Annotated in this window: 16 protein-coding genes; 7 read left to right on the top strand and 9 right to left on the bottom strand. The window is 62.3% G+C overall.

From position 1 onward, the window contains the following. Positions 1-76: 76 nt before the first annotated feature. From UB90_RS09040 to UB90_RS09015, 6 genes are read left to right on the top strand one after another with little or no spacing between them, the layout of a single operon-like run. On the top strand, positions 77-1642 hold the full coding sequence (locus UB90_RS09040) for a phytoene desaturase family protein (protein WP_065325184.1): 1566 nt from the start codon (positions 77-79) through the stop codon (positions 1640-1642). A 10-nt stretch (positions 1643-1652) separates the two neighbouring features. Then, on the top strand, positions 1653-3179 hold the full coding sequence (locus tag UB90_RS09035; protein WP_065325185.1) for an ABC transporter substrate-binding protein: 1527 nt from the start codon (positions 1653-1655) through the stop codon (positions 3177-3179). Positions 3180-3222: 43 nt separating this feature from the next. Further along, complete coding sequence (locus UB90_RS09030; RefSeq protein WP_040643054.1) at positions 3223-4230, top strand: ABC transporter permease; 1008 nt, start codon at positions 3223-3225, stop codon at positions 4228-4230. Beyond that, complete coding sequence (locus UB90_RS09025) at positions 4223-5074, top strand: ABC transporter permease (protein WP_065325186.1); 852 nt, start codon at positions 4223-4225, stop codon at positions 5072-5074. The genes UB90_RS09030 and UB90_RS09025 overlap by 8 nt, the downstream gene beginning before the upstream one ends. After that, positions 5071-5931, top strand: coding sequence for an ABC transporter ATP-binding protein (locus UB90_RS09020; RefSeq protein WP_065325187.1), 861 nt, complete (start codon positions 5071-5073; stop codon positions 5929-5931). Before UB90_RS09025 ends, UB90_RS09020 begins: the two co-directional genes overlap by 4 nt. Beyond that, entirely contained in the window at positions 5928-6731 is an 804-nt protein-coding gene (locus UB90_RS09015; RefSeq protein ID WP_046002226.1) for an ATP-binding cassette domain-containing protein, read from the top strand. The genes UB90_RS09020 and UB90_RS09015 overlap by 4 nt, the downstream gene beginning before the upstream one ends. 2 nt (positions 6732-6733) lie before the next feature. Here UB90_RS09015 and UB90_RS09010 read toward each other — a convergent pair whose 3' ends face one another. The 9 genes from UB90_RS09010 to UB90_RS08970 all read right to left on the bottom strand — a co-directional run bounded on the left by UB90_RS09010 (position 6734) and on the right by UB90_RS08970 (position 16834). Then, complete coding sequence (locus UB90_RS09010; RefSeq protein WP_065323535.1) at positions 6734-7474, bottom strand: FadR/GntR family transcriptional regulator; 741 nt, start codon at positions 7472-7474, stop codon at positions 6734-6736. 107 nt (positions 7475-7581) lie between these two features. Then, a complete protein-coding gene (locus tag UB90_RS09005) occupies positions 7582-8331 on the bottom strand; it encodes a DUF1028 domain-containing protein (RefSeq protein WP_065325188.1) in 750 nt (249 codons plus the stop codon). Beyond that, positions 8328-10118, bottom strand: coding sequence for a gamma-glutamyltransferase family protein (locus UB90_RS09000; RefSeq protein WP_065325189.1), 1791 nt, complete (start codon positions 10116-10118; stop codon positions 8328-8330). Before UB90_RS09000 ends, UB90_RS09005 begins: the two co-directional genes overlap by 4 nt. Before the next feature lie 21 nt (positions 10119-10139). Beyond that, the gene (locus UB90_RS08995) at positions 10140-11015 is read right to left on the bottom strand and encodes an ABC transporter permease (protein WP_065325190.1); all 876 of its coding nucleotides are present in this window, start codon (positions 11013-11015) and stop codon (positions 10140-10142) included. A gap of 1 nt (position 11016) precedes the next feature. Further along, positions 11017-11961: an ABC transporter permease gene (locus UB90_RS08990; RefSeq protein ID WP_065325191.1), complete on the bottom strand. Its 945-nt coding sequence runs from the start codon at positions 11959-11961 to the stop codon at positions 11017-11019. Between the two features lie 85 nt (positions 11962-12046). Then, positions 12047-13573, bottom strand: a complete 1527-nt coding sequence (locus UB90_RS08985) for an ABC transporter substrate-binding protein (RefSeq protein ID WP_065331932.1) — start codon at positions 13571-13573, stop codon at positions 12047-12049. A 49-nt stretch (positions 13574-13622) separates the two neighbouring features. Continuing rightward, positions 13623-14708, bottom strand: coding sequence for an ABC transporter ATP-binding protein (locus tag UB90_RS08980; RefSeq protein WP_065325193.1), 1086 nt, complete (start codon positions 14706-14708; stop codon positions 13623-13625). Next, a complete protein-coding gene (locus tag UB90_RS08975) occupies positions 14705-15736 on the bottom strand; it encodes an ABC transporter ATP-binding protein (RefSeq protein WP_065325194.1) in 1032 nt (343 codons plus the stop codon). Before UB90_RS08975 ends, UB90_RS08980 begins: the two co-directional genes overlap by 4 nt. A gap of 204 nt (positions 15737-15940) precedes the next feature. After that, the gene (locus tag UB90_RS08970) at positions 15941-16834 is read right to left on the bottom strand and encodes a LysR family transcriptional regulator (protein ID WP_065325195.1); all 894 of its coding nucleotides are present in this window, start codon (positions 16832-16834) and stop codon (positions 15941-15943) included. Positions 16835-16917: 83 nt separating this feature from the next. On the opposite strand from UB90_RS08970, the gene UB90_RS08965 reads away from it, so the two are divergent. Next, positions 16918-20352: a molybdopterin-dependent oxidoreductase gene (locus UB90_RS08965; protein WP_065325196.1), complete on the top strand. Its 3435-nt coding sequence runs from the start codon at positions 16918-16920 to the stop codon at positions 20350-20352. Positions 20353-20388: the final 36 nt, after the last annotated feature.

The raw sequence follows: 20388 nt of genomic DNA, 5'->3' as shown, positions 1-20388 counted from the left end.
TCGACCCCGTAGGTGTGATTCAACGCTAGACAAATAAATTTGCATTTGCAAACAATATGCGTGAGGGAGGCCAGAAATGGACCAGAAAACGGATGCCGTGATCATTGGATCGGGGCTGAATAGTTTGGCGTGTGCCATGGTGCTGCAAAGCCGTGGATGGCGCGTTTTGATCTGTGAACAAGCGGCGGAGATTGGCGGCGCGGTGAAGACCGGGGCCTATACTGCAGAGGGGTTTCGGCACGACTGGGCCGCGATGAACCTGTCTTTATTCGCCGGATCACCGTTCTTTCAGCGCTTTCAGACAGAGCTGACGGCGGCGGGGTTGAGCTTCGTGCCCGCAGAGCGCTGCTTTGCCACCGCCTTTGGCGATGACACATGGCTGGGCATCACCAATGACCGTAGCCGCAATGCGAAGAATATTTCTGCATTTGCAAATAACGATGGGGAAGCCTGGGGGGCGCTCAGTGACCAGTTCCCGGCACGGGCCGAGCATATCTTTGCGCTGCTGGGAACCCCGTTTAAGTTCTGGCCCCTCGCCAAGATCCTGTGGCGTCTGTGGCGCAAGGAGGGCACGCGCGGCGCATTAGAACTGCTGCGGTTTTTGCTGTCGTCGCCGCGCAGCTGGCTGGGCGATACCTTTGAAAGCGCGCAGGTGAAATCGACGCTGGCCGCTTGGGGTATGCATCTGGATTTTGCCCCCGACATCGCCGGGGGGGCGGTGTTTCCCTATCTGGAAGCCATGGCCAATCAGAGCTTTGGCATGGTGATCGGCGAGGGCGGCGCGGATACGATCATCAAGGCGATGGTCGCCTGTATCGAGGATGCAGGCGGGCGAATTTGGACCAATGTGCCGGTCACGGATGTGCTGATCGAGGGCGGCAAGGCCACGGGCGTGCGTCTGGCTGATGGTCGCATCTGTCAGGCGCAGCGCGCGGTGATCGCCAATGTCGCCCCCAAACATCTGGCAAAGCTGATGGGCGAGGAGACCCCCGATTATCAGCAGAAACTGAAGAGATTCCGCCATGCGCCGGGGACGATGATGATCCATCTGGCGATGGAGGATCTGCCCGATTGGCGCGCGGACCCGGAATTGCGCCAGTTTGCCTATGTGCATCTGGCCCCCGACATGGACCAGATGGCGCGCACCTATCAGCAGGCGCAGGCGGGGCTATTGCCCGACGCACCTGTGGTGGTGGTGGGGCAGCCGACGGCGATTGATCCGAGCCGCGCGCCGGAGGGCAAACATGTGCTCTGGATGCAGGTGCGTATGGTGCCCGGCGACATCAAAGGCGATGCGGCGGGGCAGATCAGCGCGCGCGACTGGCAGGCGGCCGCCGCGCCGATGGCCAATCGCGCCCTTGATATTCTGGAGCGCTATGCGCCCGGCACACGGGCCAAGATCATCGCTCAGAAAGTGGTGACCCCGGACATGCTTGAGGCAGACAACCCCAATCTGGTTGGAGGAGACCAGATTTGCGGCTCGCACCATCTGTCGCAGCATTTCCTGTACCGCCCGATGTTTGGCCGCTCGGACGGAAGTACCCCCATTGAGGGCCTGTTTCACACAGGCGCTGCGGTCTGGCCCGGTGCAGGCACCGGGGCGGGCGCGGGGTTTCTACTCGGCCAAAAACTGGCGTCATAGGGAGGACAACATGACAACACTCAGCAAAAGGAGCTTGCTCAAGCTCGGCGCGGCATCGATTTCATTGGCAGCGGTGGGCTTGCCCGCCTTTGCCCAAAATATCGACGAATTGGTGATTGCCAATAACGTCTCATTGCCCAGTTGGGACCCGACCGTGGGGCTGTCGGCGGTGAACCCGACCTTGCAGGGCATGTATCAATCGGTATTTGACCTGTTCATCGCGCAGGACACGGATCTGTCGCAGGTGCCGGGGATCGTGACCGATTGGGGCTGGAACGACGACAAGAGCCAGATTTTCATGACCGTGCGCGAGGGCGTCAAATGGCATGATGGCACGGATCTGACGCCCGAGGATGTGGTCTGGAGCCTTGAGACCGCAGCCGACCCGGATGGCGGCAACCCGATCCAGTTTATCTGGTCCACGGTGGGCAATTTCCAGATCGATGGCCAGCGTATCACCGCGGATGTTTTGCGGTTTGAGCCGACGATTTTCAAATGGATGTCGTTCCTCACCGGCTATGTGCGGCCCAAAGCCTACATTGAGCGCGTTGGCGCCGAAGGGTTTGAGGCCGCGCCCATCGGCTCTGGCCCCTATATGGTCGAAAAATATGAGCGCAACGCCTTTGTGCGACTCAAGGCCTTTGGCGATTATTGGGGGCCGAAGCCCGAATTTGAGAGTGTCACCATCAAATTTGTGACCGACGCGGCGGCGCGGGTGGCAGAGGTGGAATCTGGCAACGCCCATGTCACGCTGGAGATGCCTTACGAGGAATTTGATCGCCTGAAGGCGGGCAAACTCGAGGGCGTGGCGCATCCCGTCTCTGACATCGCGATGATTTTCTTTAACGATATCGAGGTGATGGCAGACCCCAACGTGCGCAAGGCGGCGGTGATGGCGGTGGACAAACAGGCCATCGTGGACCGGCTCTTGTCGGGGTACGGCGTGCCGATTGATACGCTGCAAACGCCGGAATATGCGGCTTATGACGCGTCGATTACCACGCCCTATGATCCCGACGGGGCCAAGGCGCTGCTGGCGAAATCGGGCTATGGGCCGGACAACCCGGTAAAGTTCAAGATCCAGACCACCCGTGGCTTCAAGCCCAAGGATTACGAGATCATTCAGGCGATCGTGGGTCTGTGGCGTCGGGTCGGGATTGAGGCCGAGATCGAGGTCTATGAGGTCGCCAAACATTACGAGCTGCGCGCCACAGACCAGCTGGCCCCGGCGGCGTTTTATAACTGGGGCAACTCCATTGGCGATCCGACCACATCGACCGGATTTGCCATGTTCGGCCCCTCGCCGCATTCGGTCTGGGACGGCGAAGACCTCGCGGCAATGATCGGCCCGCTCTGGGGCGAAGCGGATGAGACCAAGCGCATCGAAGGCTGGAAAGCGGTGGATCGCAAGATCGCCGAGGATGCGCTGGTGTTGCCGCTGTTCCAATATGTGCAGCCGATCCTGCATGCGCCGGGCGTCAAGGTGGTGCCGCATACCTCGGGTGCCTTGCTGCCCGCGCTGATGACGCGCGGATAAGGACGGTGGGCAGCCCGGCAGATGGGCTGCCCCTCATACATATATGCCAGTCAGAGCCCTTCTCACCCGCCTTCTTTCCATGCTGATCACGCTGTTTGGCGTGGCGGTCATTGTATTCTTTGTGATCCGGGTGGTGCCCGGAAACCCCATCGCCATGATGCTGCCCCCCGGCGCGGGCGAGGAAGATATCGCACGCCTCAAGGCGCTCTATGGGTTTGATAAATCCCTGCCCGAGCAATTTGTGATCTGGGTCGCAGGTGTGCTGCAGGGGGATTTTGGAACCTCGATCAGCACCCGCCAGCCGGTTCTGTCGCTGGTGCTGGGGCGTCTGCCCGCCACTATTGAACTGGCGGTGATGGCGCTGGTGATCGCCATTGTGATCGGCAGTGTGCTGGCCCTGACGGGCACGCGACACCGGGGCACGCGCACGGAAGGTGCGATTGATGTCACCAACGGCATGGCGCTCTCGGTGCCGGATTTCCTGTGGGGGCTATTGCTGATCCTGCTCTTTGGGGTGCTCTGGCCGGTGTTTCACATCTCTGGCCGGGTTTCCCCTGCGCTGGATCTGCCGTTTGCCACCAACTTTTACCTCTTTGAGAGCGTGCTGCGGCTTCGGTTTGATATCTGGCTTGATCTGGTGAGCCACATGTTCATGCCCGCGCTGGCGCTGGCCATTCCGCTCGCGGCGATCATTGCACAGCTGCTGAAGCAATCGCTCAAGGAAACCATGCATCTGGATTACGTGACGCTGGCGCGCACGCATGGGTACGGCGAAAATCGGGTGATCACCCGCGAAGCGCTGCCAAACGCGATCCTGCCGACGCTGACTCTGGTGGGGGTGCAGTTCACGTTTCTGATTGGCGGCACGGTGATCATCGAGCGGCTGTTTTCCTATGAGGGCCTTGGCAATATGGCGATTGATGCGGTGATCAACCGCGATCTGCCGCTGATCCAGGGCATCGTCATCCTGTTTGCGCTGATGTTCACGCTGGTGAACCTGATCGTTGATCTGACCTATGCGCTGCTTAATCCGAGGTTGCGACATGGCTGATGCGCGCAGTGCAATAAAGCGCCCCATCGGGCCACGGTTGTGGCTCTCGGGCGGCTGGCTCACGCTATTGGTGCTGGGGGCGGTCTTTGCGCCGCTTTTGGCGCCCAAAGATCCGCTGATGCAGGATCTGTTTCTGGGACGGATGCCACCGTTTTGGTTGCCCGGCGCGGAGCCGGGGTATCTGTTGGGCACAGACTCGCTGGGGCGCGATGTGCTGAGCCGTCTTCTTTATGGCGCGCGGGTGGCGCTGTTTGTGGGGCTGATTGCCGGGGTGCTGACCTGCCTGCTGGGCACCACGCTCGGGCTGATTGCGGGATACTATCGCGGCTGGCCGGATCTGTTGATTTCGCGGTTCATCGACATCTGGATGGCCTTTCCGCCGGTGCTGTTTTCAATCCTGCTGATTGCGGTGATGGGGACGGGTTTGACGTCCATCATCATCGCAATTGTGGTGATCGACTGGACGCGGTTTGCCCGCGTGATCCGAGCCGAAGCGATGACGCAGGGGGCGATGGATTACGTGGCCTCGGCGCAGGTGACGGGGCACAAGCGCATTGGCATTATGCTGCTTGAGATCCTGCCCAATGTGCTGCCGACCATGGTGGTGCTCTTGACGCTGGAGATGGGCATCGCGGTGATTGTCGAGGCGATCCTGTCCTTTGTGAACCTCTCAATCTCGACCGATGATCCCACTTGGGGGTCGATGATTTCCGAGGGTCGCGTGTCGATCCATCAGGCGTGGTGGGTGCTGGTGTTCCCGCTGGTCTGTCTGTTTTTCACCGTCCTCAGCTTTAGCCAATTGGGCGAGGGGCTGAAGGACTATTTCGATCCGGTGCTGCGATGAGCTTTCTTGAAATCACCTCCCTCAGTGCGCGCGTGGGTCCGGTGCCGATCCTGCGTGATGTTTCGCTCAACGTGGCCGCAGGCGAAGTGCGCGCGCTGGTGGGCGAAAGTGGCGCGGGCAAGAGCATGATCGGCAAGGCGATCCTTGGCACGCTGCCCGGCGCCATTCACATCACCGGCGGTGAGATCCGCCTTGATGGGCAGGACCTGCTGGCGCTACGCCCCGCAGAGCGGCGTCGGGTGATCGGCCAGACGGCGGCGCTTATTCCACAGGATCCGCTGACCGCGCTCAATCCGGTGCGCCGGATCGGGCCGCAGATCACACGGCGGCTGGTGGATATTCTGGGCTGGAGCAAGCGTGACGCCGAGGCCCGCGCGCTGGAGCTGTTGGCAGAGGTTCATATCCCGGACCCCAAACGGGTGATGCAGAGCTATCCGCATGAGCTGTCGGGCGGGATGCGGCAGCGGGTGCTGATTGCCTCGGCCTTTGCGGCGGAGCCGAAACTGATCATCGCGGATGAGCCGACCACGGCGCTGGATGTGACGGTGCAGAAACAAATCCTGCGCCTCATTAAGGAAATGCAGCAGCGCCACAATACGGCGCTTTTGTTCGTGACCCATGATCTGGGGGTGGTGGCCAAGATCTGTCAGAAACTGACGGTGCTGTTTGGCGGCATGGTGCTCGAAGAGGCCTCGGTTGAGGCGTTTTTTGCCGCGCCCCAGCATGCCTATTCGCGCGCGCTTTTAGCGGCGACGCCCAAATATACCGATCCCGACCAGAGCCTGACGCCGGTGCCGCAAAGCATCCTTGACGATCTGCAGGCGCAACTGGATTTTGCCGAGAGGACCACGACATGAGCGAGCCGATTTACCGCGTCCGTGATCTGCGGCTGTCGTTTCCGCTCTTGGCGCAAAAGCCCCTGTTTGGGGCGGCACCACGGGTGGAGGTGCTGAAGGGGCTGAGCTTTGACATTGCGCGCGGCGAGGTGCTGGGCATCGTGGGCGGCTCGGGCTCCGGCAAATCCACTTTGGGCCGCGCACTGGTGCGGCTGCTGGAACCTTCGGCCGGGCTGGTGGAGTTTGAAGGGCGCGATATCACCCATCTGGATGAGGCGGCGCTGCGGCCCCTGCGCAAGCGGTTTCAGATGATCTTTCAGGATCCGATGTCCTCGCTCAATCCGCGCCGCACGGTGGGCGGGATCATTGCGGGGCCGCTCAGGCTGCATGGGTTTGACGATGTGAAGGACCGGGTCAGTCAAGCGCTGTCACAGGTGGGGCTGCCGCTGGCGTTTCGTCATCGCTTTCCGCATGAGCTCTCTGGCGGCCAGCGCCAGCGCGTTGGTATTGCCCGCGCCATTGCGACAGAGCCGGAGTTCATCCTCGCCGATGAGATTGTCTCGGGGCTGGATGTGTCCTCGCAGGCGCAGGTGCTGACACTCTTGGAGCGGCTGGTGGCCGAGATGGGGCTGACGCTGGCCTTTGTCAGCCATGATCTGTCGGTTATCCGGCGGCTTTGTGGCACCACGTTGGTGCTGTACCAAGGTGAGATCGTGGAGCACGCGGCGACGGCGGATTTATTTGCACAGCCGCAGGCCCAGTACACGCGCGATTTGCTGGATGCGATCCCACTGCCGGAGGTGGATGCGGCCTGGCTTTGAGATCAGGCGCCGGTGTCCGGGTCGAACAACACGGAGGCCCAGGCCGCATCTGCGGGGTCCATTTCCTGCCGGAGCGCGTCAAACCGCGTGGTCAGGTGATCGCGCATGGCGGTGCGCGCCAATTCGGGGTTCTGGGCCGCAATCGCCTCGATGATGGTGACATGTTCGCAGTGCGACACCTCCAGCGAGGGCGCGCTGCGCGCTTTGGCCCGGATGCGAATCCATTCCGGGTTGGAGCGGATCTTGTCCAAGAGCGCAAAGGCCGTGAGCAGCGGGCGATTGCGGGCGCATTGCGCAATCAGCCGGTGAAACGCCCCGTCCCAGAGTTCGATCGCCTCTGGCCCGCTGGATTCAAACTGCCGCTGCACCAGACGGCGCAGACGCGCAAGTTCATCGGGCTGCATCCGTTTGGCGCATAGGGCTGCCAGCTCCGGCTCGATACACAGGCGCGCTTCCATCACCTGCAGCGCATCGGTTTCCCCGGCAATCCGCGCCGCGAGATCGCCGGTGGGGTCGGCGGGCTGTCCCGCAAAGGTGCCCTTGCCCTGTTTGCGCCAGACCAGCCCCTGTTCTTCCAGACTGTCGAGCGCCTGACGCACCGCGCGGCGGCTGACGTCGAATTGTTCGGCCAGCACCCGCTCGGTCGGGAGTTTGCCATCCGCCGCAAGGCTGCCCGAGCGGATCAGGGCCAAGACCTGCTGCTTGATCGGCTCGATCGAGGAGTTGCGGCTGGATGACGACATAAGTGCAGGTTCCCTGAAATTTCCGGCAAAGAAAAGCCTGCCGGGGCAGAGGTCAATTGTTTAATGCAAGAGGCCGGGGAATGTATCCGGCCTTCTGTCGTTGTGGGTCACTCCGCGTCGATCGCATAAGAGCGGCTGATGATCCCTGCCGCCTTGCGCGCGGCCTCGGCGCGTTGGATGTCGGCGTCGATCCCCTCGCGTGTGGGCAGGCCGGAGAAATTGGCCGCAGTGGGCATGGCTTTGGCGAAATGCACATAGCGTTCCTGCGCCACATCCCAGAGCCGCGCCAGCTCCGCCAAAGGGTCACTGTGATCATCGGCGCGGATATCAAGCCATGGGTGATCCTCGCCGCGATGGATCACCAGACCCGCCGCCTGGCGTCCGCGCTTGTCCCCGCCTGCGGCCTCGCCTGCCTGCATCGCGGCAATCAGGCGCTGTGCAAAGGGCAGATCGGTCTGGGCGGCGTAGGCCTCGGAGGTGGCTTTGATGACCTCGGGGCCCGTCAGCATATTGCCCGCAACGGAGTGATCCCGCGCAATCAGATGCCCGGCCCAGTCAACGCAATCAGCACCGGTGTGGGCCGCAAAATTGCCCTGCGCATCCAGCATATGCGCCTGACGGATGGCCTGACCCGCATCGCGTCTGACAAAATCGCCAAGCACGTCTTGGGCGCTCTCTGCCATTGCCAGACGGCGGCGGCCTTCGGTGCCCCAGACCGGGTTGCAGAAGGCCTGCGTGGCGACCGCGACGGCGGCGCCCACATAAGGCACCGCCGCCCCACAGGCAAAGAAGCGGGAGGCGACGATCACGCCAATCGCGCCGTCCGCCGGGTCCTTTGCGATCAGCGAAAAGGTCATCGGCCCACCGCATAAGCCTGCATCAGGCGCGGCGTTGCAGCCGCCCGCATCAGCCCATCGGGTTCCCGCAGGGCCGCCGTCAGACGACCAACGGTCCATGGATCGGCCACGATCACCTTGTGACCACGGGCGCGCAAATCCTCAATGACCGCCGCGCCAAAGTTCGGCTCCAGCATCATCTCTGCGGTGCGCACCTCGCGCGGGAAGAACGAACCTTGGAAATGCATCGAGTGGAACAGCGGCGCGTCCATACATTGCTGCAACTCCATGCCAAAATGCACAAAGCGCAGGAACCAGATGAGCTGCCATTGGTCCTGCTGGTCACCGCCCGGCGTGCCAAATACCAGCTGCATGCCGTCCTTTTCCGCAAGGCTCGGTGTCAGCGTGGTGCGCGGGCGACGATTTGGTGCGAGCGAGGTGGGCAGGCCCTCCTCCAGCCAGAACATCTGGGCGCGGGAGTTGAGCGGAAAGCCAAGGCCCGGAATGACCGGCGAGCTTTGCAGCCAGCCGCCCGAGGGGGTCGCGGCGACCATATTGCCCCAGCGGTCGATCACATCGAGATGCACGGTATCGCCGCGTTTTTCCGTCAGATGCGACATGGTCGGCTCTTGTGCGGCCACTTGGCCCACGTTGAAATCCCGTGCGGCGCGCTCAACATAGGCATCGGCCAGATGTTCAAACCCCGGCACCCGGCCCGGGCGCTGCTCGGTCGAGGCCTCAGCGGTGATCAGCTTGCGCCGCTCGACGTTGTAGTCCTCGCTCAGGAGGTATTCCATCGGGATATCAGAGTGCGCGGGATCGCCGTAATAGGCCTCGCGGTCTGCATAGGCGAGTTTCATCGCCTCGGTCACCGTATGCACAAATTCTGCGCCCATCGGGTCCATTTTGCCAAGGTCAAAGCCTTTGAGGATCGCCAGTGCTTGTAGCAGAACCGGGCCTTGGCTCCAGGCGTGGGTCTTGTGGACGGTCCAGCCCTCATACTCATAGGTGAGGGTGTCCTCATAAGAAGCGCGCCAGTTTTTCATGTCCTCGGGGGCCAGAACCGCGCTGTGTTTCTTGTCGGAGACATCCATCACGCAGGCGTCCTTGAGGTAGTCAAAGATCGCATCCGCGACAAAGCCCTCGCGCCACTCGGTGCGCGCCGCGTCAATCTGGGCCACACGGTCCGCGCCTGCGGCTTCGCCGGCCTCAATGAGACGCGCGTAAGTGCGGGCCAGATCGGGGTTCTTAAACAGGGCGTTGGGTTTCGGCGCTTCGCCATTTGGCGCCCAGACGGCCGCCGAACTGGGCCATTCGGCCTCAAAAAAATCCTGAAGGCCTGCGATGGTGTGGGCCACGCGCGGCAACATCGGGTGGCCGTCGCGGGCGTAGTAAACCACCGGTTCCAGCACCTCGCGCAGGGACATGCTGCCATGATCGCGCAGCATCAGCATCCAGCCGTCAAAGGCACCGGGCACCACGGTGGCGAGCAGCCCCGAGCCGGGGATCAGGGTCAGACCTTGGGCTTTGTAGTGCTCAATGGTGGCGGCAGCGGGGGTGACGGCCTGGGCGCAGAGCACCTTTGTTTCGCCGGTGGTCGCGCTGTGGAAGATCGCGGGCATATCGCCTGCGGGGCCGTTCAGATGCGGCTCCACCACTTGCAGCACCAGCGCGGTGGCAACGGCGGCGTCAAAGGCATTGCCGCCTTTTTCCAGAATGCTCATGCCCACAGCGGAGGCGATCCAATGGGTCGAGGTGGCAACCCCAAAGGTGCCGCGGATCTCGGGCCGGGTGGTGAAATCGGACATTATATGTCTCCCTTAGTCTTTTTAGTGCTCGCGCGGGTCCAGCGCATCGCGCAGCCCGTCGCCGAGAAGGTTGAAGCCCAGCACCACGAGGAAGATCGAGATGCCCGGCCACATGGCCATCCAGGGGGCTTGGTTGAGGAAATTCTTGGCGGTGTTCAGCATCGACCCCCAGCTGGGTGCGGGGGCCTGCTGGCCGAGGCCGAGAAAGGACAAGGACGCCTCTGCGATGATCGCGGTGGCGATGGTCAGCGTCGCCTGCACAAGGATCGGCGGCAGCACATTGGGCAGGATATAGCGGCGCAGGATCTTTGGCGTCGGCAGACCAATGGCGCGGGCGCTGTCGACGTAATCCTCGGAGCGCACATTGAGCACCTGCCCGCGGGTGAGGCGGATAAAAATCGGGGTTGCCGAAATCCCGATGGCGATCATCGCATTGGTGAGCGAGGGACCGAGGAAGGCCGCCAGCGCAATCGCGAGGATCAGGAAGGGCGCGGCCAAGAGCGCCTCGGTACAGCGCGAGATTATGGCATCGGTCCAGCCACCGAAATACCCGGCAAGAATGCCAAGCGGCACACCAAGGCACATGGCAATGCCCACCGAGACGACGCCTGCCAGAAGCGAGGCCTGCGCGCCCCAGATCAGGCGGGCCATCACGTCGCGGCCAATCTCATCCGTGCCCATCCAATGGGCCATGGAGGGGGCTTTGCGCACCGCGCTCCATGAGGTGGTGGCGGGATCGGGGATCGGCAGGATCGGTGCCAGCACCGCGATCAGCACAAAGAAACTGACGAGGATACCTCCGAGCAAGGCACTGCGATGGCTGCGGAATTTCTTCCAGACGCGGTTTTCGGCCTTGCCGAGCTGTTCCTGCATCATGGGGGCTGTGGTCTCGGTCATCTCACTGCCCTCTCAGTCGTGGGTTCAAAATGAAATAGAGCGCGTCCGCCACGAGATTCATAAAAATGAAGCCCACGGCAGTCACCAGAACGATGCCCTGCACCACGGCGTAGTCGCGGTTAAAAACGGCATCGACCACCATTTTGCCAAAGCCGGGGATGGTGAAGATCTGCTCGGTCAGGACGGCACCTGCGACGAGTTCGCCAAACAGCAGCGCCGTGAGGGTCACAATCGGCGTCAGCGCATTGCGAAAGGCGTGTTTCAACACCACGCGGCGCTCGGTCAAACCTTTGGCGCGGGCGGTGCGCACGTAATCGGCGCTCAGAACGCCCAGCATGGCGGAGCGCGTGTGCCGCATCATGGTGGCCGCCAATGCGGTGCCCAGCACGAAGGAGGGCATCAGCATGGTGCGAATGGATTGCAGGAAATCCTCTGACAGCGGCACATAGCCGGAGGCGGGCAGCAGTTGCCATTTTACCGACACCAGAAGGATCAGCATGATCCCAAGCCAGAAATTCGGGATCGACAGGCCAGAGAGCGCGACGACATTGGCGATATAATCGGTGAGCGAGCCCTTTTTATAGGCCGACAGGATGCCCGCAGGCACGCCGATCACCAGCGCAAAGATCATCGACATCGCCGCCAGTTGCAGCGTCACCGGCAGCTTTTGCAGCATCAGTTCGGTGACGGGCTGGTTGGTGCGCAAAGAGATCCCGAGATCGCCCTGCAAGGCGTTGGAGACCCATGTGAAATATTGCACCACGATGGGGTCGTTCAGGCGGTATTTCTCGCGCAGGAGTTCCAGCACCGCCGGGTCGCGTTCCTCGCCCGCCAGCACCAGAAGCGGATCGCCCGGCAGCAGCTTTTGCAGGGCAAAGACAAAGATCGAGATCAATATGATCGTGGGCAGCGCGATCAGGATGCGGCGCGTCAGAAACAGGAGCATAAACCAAGCCTGTGAGGTTGCGGGGCTGTTACGCCGGTAGACAGATGCGCCCCGCCGCAAGAGTTGGCGGCAGGGCGCGGCAGGATCACTCGGACCAGGTCACACCTTCGAGACGGATCATCCCGTCCGGATAGGGGGTGAAGCCCTCGATCTTGTCGCTCAGCGCCCAGATCCATGTCTGGTGATAGAGATAGACCAGCGGTGACTCGTCGATCAGCACATCGCGCGCGGCATCATAAGAGGCTTTGCGGGCCTCAAGGTCGGGGGCGACGCGGGCGGCGTTCAGGGCCGCATCCACATCAGCGTTGGAGAAATTCGCATCATTCAGCCCGCCGCCGGTGGTGACAAAGCCGTGGATGTTGCCATCGGGATCAACGCGCCCGGACCAGCCGATCTGGCTTGCGGTGAAATCGCCTGCGGATTGATCGGCCAGCAGGGTTGCGAATTCTTTCGAGACAATCTTCAGGTTGATGCCTGCCTCGGCCACCATCGCCTGAACCACCTGCATCAGTTGCAGCGGCACAGTGGTATTGGGCACCTGTACTTCCAGTTCGATGCCGTCGGCGTAGCCTGCTTCGGCCAGCAGTTCCTTGGCCTTGGCCACATCGCGTGCGGGCACAGGGTGGTCGGTATCATACCACGGCGAGGTCGGCGGGAAGGGCTGGTTGCCTGCGGCAAAGGCACCCTCAAAGACCACTTGATTGAGCGCCGCGCGGTCAATGGCGTAGCTGAGCGCCTGCCGGAGACGTTTGTCATTGCCCCAGGGGTTGTCGCTCTTGTCACCATTGCCGATATTAAAGGTAATGCCCTGATATCCTAGAGAAACTGCATCTGCGACGGTGATGCTGGCGTCTGCTTTGGCCTGCGCCAGATCGGTGGCGGCGAGACGTTCCAGCATGTCGATATCACCGGACTGCAGGTTCGCCAGACGCACGGTGGTGTCGGGGATCGGCAGGAAGGTCACGCTGTCAAAGCTGATCGCATCGGCGTTCCAATAATCGGCAAAGCGTTTCAGCACGATCTTGTCCTGCGCCACACGTTCTTCGAACCGGAAGGGGCCGGAGCAGACCGGATTGAGCCCAAAATCCGCGCCGGCCTCGGCGGCAGCGGTGGGCGACAGCATCATGCCCGCGCGGTCTGCAAGCTGTGCCATCAAGGTGGCGTCGGGGCCTGCGAGGTGCAGTTTGATTTCATAGTCTCCGGTGACTTCGGTGGAGGTCACAGAGGCCAGCTCGGACTTGCGGCGCGATTCATCGAGCGTTTTGGAGCGCTCGATATTGGCGGCCACGGCCTCGGCATTAAAGGGCGTGCCATCGTGGAACATCACGCCTTCGCGCAGCTGCATGGTGATGGTTTTGCCATCGTCAGACAGCTGCCATGCGGTCGCCAGCTGCGGGATGATTTCCAGATCAGGGGTGATGTCCACCAGCTTGTCACAGAGCGAGGCATAGACGATGCGCCCCACAAAAGTGCGCGACTGATCGGGGTCCAGCACATCGGCGTCCGATTGCAGGCCAATGCGCAGATCCTTGGCGCTGGCTCCGGTCGCGGCCAGCCCAAGTGCTGTGGCGCTGAGGAGCGCCGCCATCAGGGTGGGTTTCAGCAGGGTCATATCGTGTGGTCCTCTCTGTTGGTCCTTTGGCAGTGGTTTCTTGGTCTTGTTATTCGTGGGGGCCATGCTGCACCGCGCCCCCCGCCAGCGCCGCGCGATACAGGGCAAAGCGGGACTCTGCCTGGTCTGATCGCGCGGGCTCTGCGGTTTGTCCTTCGGGGACGGGGATGTCCTGCCAGCGGTGGCAGGCGACGCTGTGGCTGTTGCCAACCTTCGTGATTGTCGGGATTGCGGCGCTGCACGCCGACGTCGCGTGCGGGCAGCGGGTGTGAAAGGCGCAACCCGGTGGCGGGGCAGAGGGGCTAGGCATCTCGCCCGAGAGCTGTTCGCGCGGGGCCTCTGCGCTGCGCGGCGCTGGGATCGAGGCCAGGAGCGCTTGCGTATAGGGGTGACGGGGCTGTTCAAACACCTCGGCGGCGGTGCCCATCTCAATGATGCGGCCCAGATACATCACCGCGACCCGGTCGCTCATATGGCGGATCACGCCGAGGTCATGGGCGATCACCACCAGTGTCAGGCCGAGATCGCGGCTGAGATCGCCCAGCAGGTTGATCACCTGCGCCTGCACCGAGACATCCAGCGCCGAAACCGGCTCATCCCCGATCACCAGCTTTGGCCCGGAGGCCAGCGCGCGGGCGATGCCGATGCGCTGGCGCTGGCCGCCGGAGAATTCGTGCGGATAGCGGTTGGCGTGCTCGGCGGGCAGGCCGACCTGTTGCAAGAGCTCCGCAACCTTCTGGCGGCGGTCGCGGGCGCCGAGGTTGGGCGCGTGGACCTCCAAGGGTTCGCCAATCAGCTTGCCCACGGTCATGCGCGGATTGAGAGAGGAAAACGGGTCCTGAAAGATGAACTGCATATCGCGCCGCAGCCGGGTCAGATCGGCCCCGGTGACATGGCTGATGTCCTGACCGTCAAAGGTCACCTGCCCCTCGGTGGGGTCCAGCAACCGCATCAACAGGCGGGCAAGGGTGGATTTGCCACAGCCGGATTCGCCGACGATGGCAAAGGTCTCGCCCCGGCGGATTTCCAGCGAGATGTCACTCACCGCCTGCATCACCGGGGATTTGGCCATAAATCCGCCGCCGCCAAAACGTTTGGTCAGCCCCTTGGCCGTTAGGATCACATCATTGCTCATGCTGTCACCGCGAGGTTTTGTTCCAGCGGGGCAAAGTGACAGGCCACGGAATGGCCCGGTGCGGCCTCTACCTTTGGGGCGGGGTCGGCGCAGCGTGCATGTGCAAAGGCGCAGCGGCTGCGAAAGCGGCAGCCCGACGGCATATTGGCCATGCTCGGCACCGATCCGGGCACAATCGCCAGCCGTCCACCGGGCTGATCGAGGCGCGGCATCGCGCTCATCAGGCCGATTGTGTAGGGGTGCTGCGGATTGTCGAAAATCTCGGTCACGGGGCCGTATTCGACCACCTCGCCGCCATACATCACCGCCACGCTGTCGGCGATTTCGGCAACCACGCCAAGGTCATGGGTGATCATCATCGTGCCCATGCCGGTCTCACGCCGCAAGTCGCGGATCAGATCGAGGATCTGCGCCTGAATGGTCACATCCAGCGCGGTTGTCGGCTCATCCGCAATCAGAAGTTTCGGGTCATTGGCCAGCGCCATGGCGATCATCACCCGCTGTCGCATACCACCGGACAATTGGTACGGGTATTCGTTCAGCCGTTGGCGCGGTGCGGGAATGCCCACTTTGACCAGCATGTCATGGGCGCGTTCCATGGCCTCAGCGCGGCTGCCGCCCTGATGCTGTAGCACCGATTCTGCGATCTGATTGCCCACCGTAAAGGACGGGTTGAGCGAGGTCATCGGTTCCTGAAAGATCATCGCGATCTGATTTCCGCGCTGACCTGCGGGCAGGTTCTCGTGTCGCAAATCATAGGATTTACCGAGGAAATCAAGGCTTCCGCTGAGAACTTCGGAGGATCTTGGCGGCAAAAGACCCATGATCGACATGGCGGTTACGCTCTTGCCGCAGCCGGATTCACCCACAATGCAGAGGATCTCGCCCGCTGCGACCTTGAGGTCGATGCCGTTCACGGTGGGGACCGGCTGACCGCGAAAGCGCAGGCGAAAATCGCGCAAGCTGAGAATATCGCGCCCCTGATCTCCCGTGTCGGGTGGCGAGAGTGGGCTGGGATCTGGCGACATCCGTGGCTCCTTGGCTGCGAAGAATGATGCGAACCAATTCACTATTGGTTCAAGAATCGGATGTGTCAACCTTTGCGCGGGTCCAAAACGCGGGATCAGGTCGGAAACACCGGCGGGCGTGGAGCTGTTGCCTAGAAATGCAGCAGGGAGCGCGGGCAGAAATTCCCCCGCGATGCCGTGAGTTGAGAGCGCAATCGCCGCAGGTCAGCTGCCCCGGCAGATACAATCCACAATCGCCCGGCTGGCGGCGCGCATCGGGGTTTGGCGCAGCCAGAATATCCCGGTGTCCATATTGGGCACCCGATCGCTGAGCGGTTTGCGCAGGATGCGCTGTCCTTCGAGTGACCACGATCTAAAGACCATATCGGAGAGGATGCTGACCCCCATCCCATGCGCGACCATGCTGCGCAGGGCCTCCATGGACTGGCTTTTAAACAGAATGTTGGGGGTGAAGCCATGCTCTGCCCAGACATTTTGCATGGTGTTTTCATGCTCATCCATGGTGAGCAGGATATAGTTTTCATCCTCCAGATCGGCAAAGCCGACCGTTTCGCGCATCGCCAGCGGATGATTGGCCGCCAGCCAGAGATTGCGCGGCGACGACATCGCCCGGCGCAGATGGTAGCGGTCCGGATTGGGCAGGTTCGAGGTGAGCGCCAGCCCAAGATCATAGGCGCCTGTCAGCAATCCGTCTTCGATCTGCGCGCGACTTGCCTCTGTCACCACGAGTTTCAGCCTTGGATGCAGCCGCGACAGGCGCAGCCAGACGGTGGGCAGATAGTAGCCCGAAATGGTGTCCGTCACCGCCAGATTGACCGTGTCAGAAATATCGGAGTCGGCTTCCGTGGGAGGCTCAACCGCCTCGTGCAGCGCGGAGAGGATGGCTTGCGCGTGGCGCAAAAAGCTCTCGCCCTGTGCGGTCAGTTCGACGCCATGGGATTTCCGGGTGAACAGCGCATAGCCAAGCATGTCCTCCAGCCGCCGGATTGCGATGGTGATTGAGGACTGCGTGACATTGACCATGGCGGCCGCGCGCGAGATCTGCCCGGTTTCAGCGGTGGCGACAAAAAATTCAAGCTGGCGAATGGTGGGAAGCATAAGTGAAATCAATATCAGTGATAAAATATAAAAACTAGCTATTGTCATGCGCCCGCCACACTCTGTGGGGCGGAGGACATGATATGCCAGCATCCACAACACGTGAAATCGACGGCTTTTGCTGTCTGTGCCGGTCGCGCTGCGGGGCCCGCTTTGAGGTGCGCGAGGATCAGTTGATCGCGGCAAAACCCGCCCCGGATCACCCGACGGGAAAGGCGCTCTGCCTGAAAGGAAAGGCCGCGCCGGAGATTTGGAGCAACCCGGATCGCCTGCTTTATCCGCAGCGTCGCACCACCCCGAAATCCGATCCTAACCCAGGTTGGGAGCGGGTGACGTGGGAGCAGGCGCTTCAAGATATCGCGCAGCGGCTGGAGGCGATCAAAACACGCGACGGGGCAGAGGCCGTTGGCTTTGGCGTGACCACGCCGAGCGGCACGCCAATGAGTGACTCGATTGAATGGGTGGAGCGGTTCATCCGGCTGTTTGGCAGTCCAAACACCGTCTATGCCACGGAAATTTGCAACTGGCACAAGGATCACGCGCATAAGTTCACCTATGGGTCTGGCATTCTTTACCCCGATTATGAGAAGGCCGATGCGATCCTGTTGTGGGGGTTTAACCCCAGTGCGGTCTGGCTGGATCAGGCGACGCAGATCGCAGCAGCACGGGCGCGCGGGGCCAAGATCCTGTCGGTTGATCCGCGCAGAGCGGGCTATGCGCAGGGGGCGGATCATTGGCTGCGCGTCCTGCCGGGGCGGGATGGGCCGCTGGCGATGTGTCTGGCACAGATCCTGATCTCGCGGCAGGCCTATGACGCAGATTTTCTGCGCCGCTGGAGCAACGCCAGCCTGTTGGTGAAGGATGAGACCGGAGCGTTCCTTCGTGAAGAAGAGGTCACCGGCGTTGTGGGGGGCGGGCGATATGTTGCTGCCGATGCGGCAGGCGGTTTGGTGTTTTACGATCCCAAGAGCCGGAGCTTTGACGCCGATCATCAGGGCCTGCAACTGCGCACCAAAATGGAGGTGGAGACGGTCTTTGGCCCAGTGGCGTGCCGGACGGCCTTTGTTCGTTACGAGGAGGCCTGCGCGCCGTGGACCGTGGCGCGGACTGCGGCAGAAACGGGCATCGTCGCCGAGGATATTCTGCGCGCCGCCGAGACGCTGATCGCCGCCAAGCGGGTGGCCTATTATTGCTGGTCCGGGGTCGGGCAGCACCGGGAGGCCACCCAGACGGACCGCGCCATTGCCCTGCTGATGGCGCTCAAAGGGGGCTATGACCGGCGGGGCGGCAATGTGGCCTATGAAAAGCACCCGATGCATGCGGTGACGGATTTTAATCAGTTCCCGGCGGGGCAGATTGACAAGGCGCTGGGGTATCAGGCGCGCCCCCTTGGCCCGCCATCGCAGGGCTGGGTCACGGCCCGCGATCTTTATGCTGCGATCCTTGAGGGGGAGCCCTATCGGGTGCGGGCTCTGGTTGGGTTTGGCGCGAATATGTCGGTGTCTCAGGGGGATACGGATATGGCCGTGGCGGCGCTGCAGGCGCTGGAGTTTCATGTCCAGATCGACAGCGTGGAAACCCCGACGGCGCGGTTTGCGGACTATCTTTTGCCCGCCAATACGCCATGGGAACGCGAGGCCCTGCGCAATGGGTTTGACGTGAGCCAAAGCGCCGAGAGTCTGGTGCAGCTGCGCCCGGCGGTGGTCCCATCTGCAGGAGAGTCGCGTTCCGATACCGAGATCGTCTTTGATCTTGCGTGTCGTTTGGGGCTGGGAGATGCGTTTTTCGATGGCGATATCGACGCGGCGCGGGATTGGCAGGTGCAACCGAGCGGGTTGCGGCTGGCGGATCTGCGCGCCAACCCCAAGGGCATCTGTCGCCCGTTGACCTATCGTGAGGCGAAATTCGCGGAACAGGTGGATACGGGCCTGCGCGGGTTTCAGACACCGACCGGGCTGGTGGAGATCTATTCCGAGCGGCTTTTGAGCCATTGGTATGAGCCGGTGCCGCGTTTCCAGAGCGAAGTGCAGGGCGAGGATCATCACGCCTACCCCTTGCGGCTGACCACGGCCAAGAACGGCTATTTTTGCCATTCGCAACATCGCAATGTGGTCTCTTTGCGCAAACGAATGAGGCAGCCGCAGGTGTGGGTTCACCCCGACACGGCACAGGCGCAGGGGCTAGAGGACGGAGACTGGGCAGAGCTGGTCTCGCCGCATGGGACGGCCCGGATGCAGGTGGTCTTTGATACCGACCTGCACCCGGATGTGGTGGTGGGCAGCTATGGCTGGTGGCAGGCCAATGCGCCATTGGGGCTGGGGGGATATGATCCGTTCTCGGGCGAGGGGGCGAATTACAACCGGCTGATTTCGGCGGCGCAGTGCGACCCGATCAGTGGCTCTGCCCCGCATCGCTCCACCCGCTGCGCGTTGCGACCGCTTGCGGGCAGCGGCAGTGTCAAACCTGCATGGCAGGGGTTTCGCGAGGCGGTGGTCACAGAGGTCGAAGAGGTCGCAAGCGGGTGCATGCGCGTTGGGTTTGCGATTGTCGGCATGGCGCAATTGCCGGATTTCCTGCCCGGTCAGCACATCACGCTGAGGGTGCAGATCGCTGGTCAGGATGCGCCGGTCGTGCGCTGCTATTCGCTGGTGGGGGCGGCAGTTGATCCCGAGCGCGACCGCTATCAGATCACGGTGCGCCATGTGCCCGCACCCGCAGATCGTGCGGACCTGCCGGGGGGTGTGATGTCGGGGTTTATCAACACCGCTCTGACATGTGGCACCCGTGTCGAGTTAAAAGCGCCTTCGGGTCGCTTTACCCTGCCGATTGCGATGGAGCGACCGCTGGTGATGGTGGCGGGCGGGATCGGGATCACGCCATTCCTGAGCTATCTGGAGACCGCTGCGGCGCTTGGTCTCTCGCATCCGCTGCGGCTGATATACGCCAACCGCAACAGTGCCGGGCATGCCTATCGCCACCGGCTGGCGCACTTGCAAAAGCAGCTGCCCAATCTGCAGCTGGTCGATATTTACAGTGAGCCGTTGCCGGTGGATCGCATTGGCGCAAACCACGACAAATGTGGGTTTGTAACGGCCGAGGATATCCTGCGCGACTGGGCGGGGCAGGTGCCCGAGGTCTATCAATGCGGCCCCCCTGCGATGATGGCCGCGGTGGAGCGGGCCTTGGCGCAGGCGGGCCACCCGATAGAGCACCTGCACAAAGAGGCCTTTGTATCGCCGGTGGCGGACAGGCCGCTTCCGGAGGGGCCATTTGAGGTTCAGTTCGCCAAGAGCGGCAGGACGCTCCGCTGGACCAGAGCCGCCGGGAGCCTGCTGGATCTGGCGGAGCGGGAGGGGCTGGCCCTTGCGAGCGGTTGCCGCGCGGGCCAATGCGAAAGCTGCCGCCTGCGGGTGATCGACGGGCGGACAATGCACCGAACCGAGCTTGCCTTTGAAGAGGCGGAGCATTGCCTTGCCTGTCAGGCGGTGCCGTTGAGCGATGTGGTGATCGACGCCTGACCCAGCAAACCATTCGCAGCCAGCGCGCGGATCGGC

This window comes from Tritonibacter mobilis (assembly GCF_001681715.1).
In the GTDB taxonomy this organism is placed as follows: Bacteria; Pseudomonadota; Alphaproteobacteria; order Rhodobacterales; family Rhodobacteraceae; genus Epibacterium; species Epibacterium mobile.
This window is presented reverse-complemented; position numbering and strand designations above follow the sequence as displayed.

Excerpts from the sequence above, each read along its gene's own strand:
- UB90_RS09040 (WP_065325184.1), top strand. The coding sequence starts at position 77 with ATGGACCAGAAAACGGATGCCGTGATCATTGGATCGGGGCTGAATAGT.
- UB90_RS09035 (WP_065325185.1), top strand. The coding sequence starts at position 1,653 with ATGACAACACTCAGCAAAAGGAGCTTGCTCAAGCTCGGCGCGGCATCG.
- UB90_RS09030 (WP_040643054.1), top strand. The coding sequence starts at position 3,223 with ATGCCAGTCAGAGCCCTTCTCACCCGCCTTCTTTCCATGCTGATCACG.
- UB90_RS09025 (WP_065325186.1), top strand. The coding sequence starts at position 4,223 with ATGGCTGATGCGCGCAGTGCAATAAAGCGCCCCATCGGGCCACGGTTG.
- UB90_RS09020 (WP_065325187.1), top strand. The coding sequence starts at position 5,071 with ATGAGCTTTCTTGAAATCACCTCCCTCAGTGCGCGCGTGGGTCCGGTG.
- UB90_RS09015 (WP_046002226.1), top strand. The coding sequence starts at position 5,928 with ATGAGCGAGCCGATTTACCGCGTCCGTGATCTGCGGCTGTCGTTTCCG.
- UB90_RS09010 (WP_065323535.1), bottom strand. The coding sequence starts at position 7,474 with ATGTCGTCATCCAGCCGCAACTCCTCGATCGAGCCGATCAAGCAGCAG.
- UB90_RS09005 (WP_065325188.1), bottom strand. The coding sequence starts at position 8,331 with ATGACCTTTTCGCTGATCGCAAAGGACCCGGCGGACGGCGCGATTGGC.
- UB90_RS09000 (WP_065325189.1), bottom strand. The coding sequence starts at position 10,118 with ATGTCCGATTTCACCACCCGGCCCGAGATCCGCGGCACCTTTGGGGTT.
- UB90_RS08995 (WP_065325190.1), bottom strand. The coding sequence starts at position 11,015 with ATGACCGAGACCACAGCCCCCATGATGCAGGAACAGCTCGGCAAGGCC.
- UB90_RS08990 (WP_065325191.1), bottom strand. The coding sequence starts at position 11,961 with ATGCTCCTGTTTCTGACGCGCCGCATCCTGATCGCGCTGCCCACGATC.
- UB90_RS08985 (WP_065331932.1), bottom strand. The coding sequence starts at position 13,573 with ATGACCCTGCTGAAACCCACCCTGATGGCGGCGCTCCTCAGCGCCACA.
- UB90_RS08980 (WP_065325193.1), bottom strand. The coding sequence starts at position 14,708 with ATGAGCAATGATGTGATCCTAACGGCCAAGGGGCTGACCAAACGTTTT.
- UB90_RS08975 (WP_065325194.1), bottom strand. The coding sequence starts at position 15,736 with ATGTCGCCAGATCCCAGCCCACTCTCGCCACCCGACACGGGAGATCAG.
- UB90_RS08970 (WP_065325195.1), bottom strand. The coding sequence starts at position 16,834 with ATGCTTCCCACCATTCGCCAGCTTGAATTTTTTGTCGCCACCGCTGAA.
- UB90_RS08965 (WP_065325196.1), top strand. The coding sequence starts at position 16,918 with ATGCCAGCATCCACAACACGTGAAATCGACGGCTTTTGCTGTCTGTGC.